Source organism: Leyella stercorea (assembly GCF_019052365.1).
In the GTDB taxonomy this organism is placed as follows: Bacteria; Bacteroidota; Bacteroidia; order Bacteroidales; family Bacteroidaceae; genus Prevotella.
Genome location: NZ_JAHQUY010000120.1, coordinates 1 through 4,120, shown reverse-complemented (window position 1 = coordinate 4,120; position 4,120 = coordinate 1). Strand labels below are relative to the sequence as shown.

Sequence of the window (4,120 nt, the reverse complement as noted above, 5' to 3'; positions counted from 1 at the left end):
CACTATTGCACAACCCCTTTCTTTGAAAAGAACGTAAAATCAATAGTATTATTGCAGTGATTGTACTTTTATTAATCGCTTAACTCGTTGTACGGTACTTACCCCTTAACCACTCAACTTTGCCACATCCTGAACGGAATATCCCTTGCGGAGTAAACTTATTACTTCCCTATATTCGGCTTTCATCTGTTCTTCCCTATTTTCCAAGAGACTTGAACATCTTGGTGATGCACTTTTTCTTCTGTTCCATGTTCGGGTGAACATAGAGATTAAGGGTTGTTGTAATATTGGCATGACCAAGCTGTACGCTTACGGTCTTGTAGTCGCAGTTGCTTTCAATGCAGCGTGTCGCAAAGTTGTGATGCGCAGTGTACCATTAATCATGTGAAACAAGAGCTGAATGCCACATCAAAAATTGTGCAGGACAAACTTCACGCAATGGATAATACACCTCTGAAGAAAGTAGTGACTCATCGCTTCGAGCCAACTTCAAAGTATGTTCTTTTTATCATTGGCGGCTTGGATCTATCTCTCGTTCTCTCCATTTGGGGCAACCTCACCCAATGGCGAGAGCACCAAGATTGGGAGGAGGCAGACTTGAAGTATAGAGCTTTGAAGATGGTTCTGTCTGCTGATGACCCAAACATCTTATATATAGAGAAGCACTTCTCTGTAAACAGAGACGAAAATATCATAGACTATGTCAAAAATCGTGTTGCAGCTTACGAAGATTCTGTTCTCAAATACAATGAAATGGTACGGATGGCTGCATACAAAGACAGTGTAGCTAATGAACTTCGCAGAGAGTCTAATAGCATAAAACGTACTATTAAAAATTACCAATAATTTTTATCCAACACCCCAATGAGATGGAATTTACATTCAAATCCATTTCATTGGGACATATAATTAAAACTGTTTATTTGTTTCTAATAACATATTCAAATTCATCAAAATTCTCATATCCTAATTCTATTAAGACTTGGCGACTGTGTTTCCTGTCATCTTCGGTGTTGAACTTGGGGATTATGGGGAGACGAAGGATGATCTTGTCTTTATGTTTGGCATGAGTGTTGAGCCAGACAAGGTTGTCGATAACTTGCCGGTTGGGCTTACCTGTGTAGGCTTGATAGATGGCAGGATTCATGTCCTTGATGTCGATGATAAAGGAGTCAATGTATGGGGTGACTTTCTCCAAGTGATGGCGAGGTACGTTTAGACTCGTCTCCATCGTAAAGTGCCATCCCTCTGGGCATAGTTCACAAAACTCCTTTATGAATGAACTCCACAGAAGCGGTTCACCTCCACCAAAACAGATGCCGCCTCCTGTAGCTAAGAAGTAGAGGTTGTCCATCTCCACGTTCGCCATCAGCAGTTCTGTATCCACCTCCTGCCATACGCCGTCAGCATCAAGGCATTGGGGATTGAGACAGTATTTGCAACGAAGCGGACAACCGTGGAATGCCACAAGCGTGGTGACGCCCTCGCCGTCTATCGTGAGGCGGTGGCGGTCGATGCAAATGAGTGGGGCGGTCTTCATGTTATTCTACTTTAAATGTGAAAGGAACGGTGGCATGTGATTTCACCACCTTTCCGTTTTTCTTGGCAGGAGTCCATTTCGGCATGCTTTTCAGTACTCGGATGGCTTCCTCGTCGAGGATAGGGACAAGACTTTTCTCCACCTTGATGTTGCTCAAACTTCCGTCCTTGTTGACGGTGAAACCAAGGATGACTCTGCCTATTGGCGCGCCTTCCCGACATTCTTTTGGATATTGAAGGTTGGTATTGATGTATTGCGTCAATGCAGTCGAACCGCCTGGGAATGAAGCCTCTTCGAAAGTATCTTCTCTTTTGATGACGGGAGCCGTTCCTCTAATTCTGACTTCGGGAACGATTCCAGCCACGACTTCCCCTAAGGCACTTTCGTTGAATATTAGAGTGATGATATTGAGCTTGTCTCGGCTCATTTCAGATAGTTTGATGCTTCGGTCTATGAAGCCGATGTATTGCACGGTTATCGTGTCGCCTTGCTCCACTTCGAGAGTGAAGTTTCCATTGACATCAGTTATTGCATACTTTCCCGAAAGTTTAGCGATGACGGAGGCTCCAATAAGCGGCTCATTGTCCTCGTCGCTAATGAGATGCCCTTGAACGAAGAGCATTCCTTTCTTGCTGAGAGAATCTTTCGCTTGGAGTAGGGCGATGTCGTTGGTGGTGTATTTTTGGAACTGGATAGGGATAACCTTTTCAGACTTAGGCGGTGTCGATTTGTAATATCCCTTCTGCGTGGCGCACGATGTGGCGGATGCGGTGAGGGCGGTGATGCCCAAAGCCACTCCTGCGACCTTGATGGCTTTCCCTGCCATCTGTCGGAGGTGCAGTTCGTGTTCTAAGTCCCTCACGTCTTGCTCGCATTTCGGGCAAGTGCCCTTGCATTCGCCCTTAAAGTGGCATTCTTCGGGTGAATAACTGATTCCGTTGGCATCCGCGATCTGCTTGCGGATGGCCTTGAGCGTGTTGCAAATGTTGCGTCCTCTTGTTGCCATGATTTTTCCTTTTTTATAGTTACTGCACGTGGATGTAGACAGGAAGCGTGTATTTTGATTTCACCGCCTTGCCGTTTTGCTTGGCAGGAATCCACTTTGGCATACTTTTCACCACCCGGATGGCTTCTTTGTCAAGGTCAGAATAGACGCTTTTCTTTACTTTGATGTCATTTAGATTTCCATCTTCATTGACAATGAAACTAACGACAATTTTTCCTTGTATGCTGCAATCGCCCTGTATGTTTGGATAGCGAAAATTGTCTGCAATATATTTCATACACGCCGCTATGCCACCAGGGAATGACGCTTCCTCATCAGCATTATCAAATATTTTGCTGCTTTCAATGGAATCTATACCAATGGCAGACCTGATGACAGCATTCCTGCCTTGATTTTTTGAGGAATTGCCTTTGATATTCTTTTTTATCTCTTTTGTTTCTAAGGATGGATTGTATGAAGCCTCCCCGTCCTTTCTGTTTTCTTCTTCCACAAGTTTCTCCTTGTTGCCAAGAGAAATGGCTCCTTCTAATTGTCTGTTTCTTGGGTTCGGTTCTTCTTTTTTAACAATGATTGTATCACCTGTAACCATGTCTGAAGCATTTCGCTGTGGTTTTCCATCAGAACAAGCCGTTAAAGCAACAAGTCCTGCTGCTATGCCAACGACCTTGATGGCCTTTCCTGCAATCTGCCTACGTCGCAATTCATACTCCAAATCTCTCACATCTTGCTCGCATTTGGGGCAAGTTCCCTTGCACTCACCAGTGAAGTGACATTCTTCTGGTGAATAGGCAATCCCATTAGCATCTGCTATTTGTTTGCGAATGGCTTTGAGAGTGTTGCAAATGTCTCTTCCTCTTGCCATAGTTTATTTTCTTTTATGATTATGTCTCTTTTTGATAACAACAATTTCCCCTGTGAGTCCTCCACTTTCTGTCAAAGTAATGACATTGAGCTTTTCGAGGTTCATTTCAGAGAGTTTGCGTTTTCTTATCGCAGTTAAAAATGCAATAATATAGCCTATTCCAAAACAATTCTATATACTTCATATAGGCCTCTCTTTCTTTGAATTGGTTCTTTTTGAAATAAAAGAATAAATGGCATACTGGATACAAATTGGCAGGAGATTGACTATCCCCAACCAAACAAACACTATGAGGCTCAAAGATAAGGCTGCCCCATTGGTTACAACTAAGGAAATAATGCCTATCAAAAGCAACGTCACAAGACTATTCAATATTATTTGTCTTTTCAGCAAAAATTCCTTTCTAACAGATTTTGCCCAAAGCCAAGCAAGCAAAGCCATACTCAAGTTAAACAAGGAAATACAAATCGTAAGCATAATGCCCATAAAATGTCCCAAGTACAAGACCACTGCAGGAATAATATAGGCAACAAATGTAGCCACAAATACTGTGAGCAAATATTTCTTTGTATCTTTATCTCTTAGTTTCATATTACGTTTATTATATTTTACTTTGTTTTATACATTACAATGAAATGCTGTTTTATACTCATTTCTTGCTACAAAAATAACATTTTGTAGTGATAATCGGTTATAATCCCTTGAAAATCTA

The 4,120-nt window shown here is 42.3% G+C and carries 4 protein-coding genes and 3 pseudogenes; 1 reads left to right on the top strand and 6 read right to left on the bottom strand.

Annotated elements, in window-relative coordinates:
* Positions 1 to 105: 105 nt before the first annotated feature.
* Positions 106 to 192, bottom strand: a pseudogene (locus KTQ90_RS13790) (recombinase family protein); the annotation flags it as partial.
* A gap of 4 nt (positions 193 to 196) precedes the next feature.
* Positions 197 to 361, bottom strand: a pseudogene (locus KTQ90_RS12795) (tyrosine-type recombinase/integrase); the annotation flags it as partial.
* A gap of 11 nt (positions 362 to 372) precedes the next feature.
* Here KTQ90_RS12795 and KTQ90_RS12790 point away from each other — a divergent pair.
* Positions 373 to 846: pseudogene (locus tag KTQ90_RS12790) on the top strand (hypothetical protein); the annotation flags it as partial.
* Positions 847 to 919: 73 nt separating this feature from the next.
* On the opposite strand, the gene KTQ90_RS12785 reads toward KTQ90_RS12790, so the two are convergent.
* The 4 genes from KTQ90_RS12785 to KTQ90_RS12770 form a co-directional block, all read right to left on the bottom strand.
* A complete protein-coding gene (locus KTQ90_RS12785) occupies positions 920 to 1,540 on the bottom strand; it encodes a radical SAM protein (RefSeq protein WP_094881917.1) in 621 nt (206 codons plus the stop codon).
* Between the two features lies 1 nt (position 1,541).
* Entirely contained in the window at positions 1,542 to 2,546 is a 1,005-nt protein-coding gene (locus KTQ90_RS12780) for an energy transducer TonB (protein WP_217318750.1), read from the bottom strand.
* Between the two features lie 19 nt (positions 2,547 to 2,565).
* Positions 2,566 to 3,408 carry an energy transducer TonB gene (locus tag KTQ90_RS12775; RefSeq protein WP_217318749.1) on the bottom strand — a complete coding sequence of 281 codons (843 nt, stop codon included), beginning with the start codon at positions 3,406 to 3,408 and terminating at the stop codon, positions 2,566 to 2,568.
* A 180-nt stretch (positions 3,409 to 3,588) separates the two neighbouring features.
* Positions 3,589 to 3,999, bottom strand: coding sequence for a hypothetical protein (locus tag KTQ90_RS12770; RefSeq protein ID WP_217318748.1), 411 nt, complete (start codon positions 3,997 to 3,999; stop codon positions 3,589 to 3,591).
* Between the last annotated feature and the right edge of the window lie 121 nt (positions 4,000 to 4,120).

Coding starts and splice junctions, on each gene's coding strand:
- KTQ90_RS12780 (WP_217318750.1), bottom strand. CDS start 2,546: ATGGCAACAAGAGGACGCAACATTTGCAACACGCTCAAGGCCATCCGC.
- KTQ90_RS12775 (WP_217318749.1), bottom strand. CDS start 3,408: ATGGCAAGAGGAAGAGACATTTGCAACACTCTCAAAGCCATTCGCAAA.
- KTQ90_RS12785 (WP_094881917.1), bottom strand. CDS start 1,540: ATGAAGACCGCCCCACTCATTTGCATCGACCGCCACCGCCTCACGATA.
- KTQ90_RS12770 (WP_217318748.1), bottom strand. CDS start 3,999: ATGAAACTAAGAGATAAAGATACAAAGAAATATTTGCTCACAGTATTT.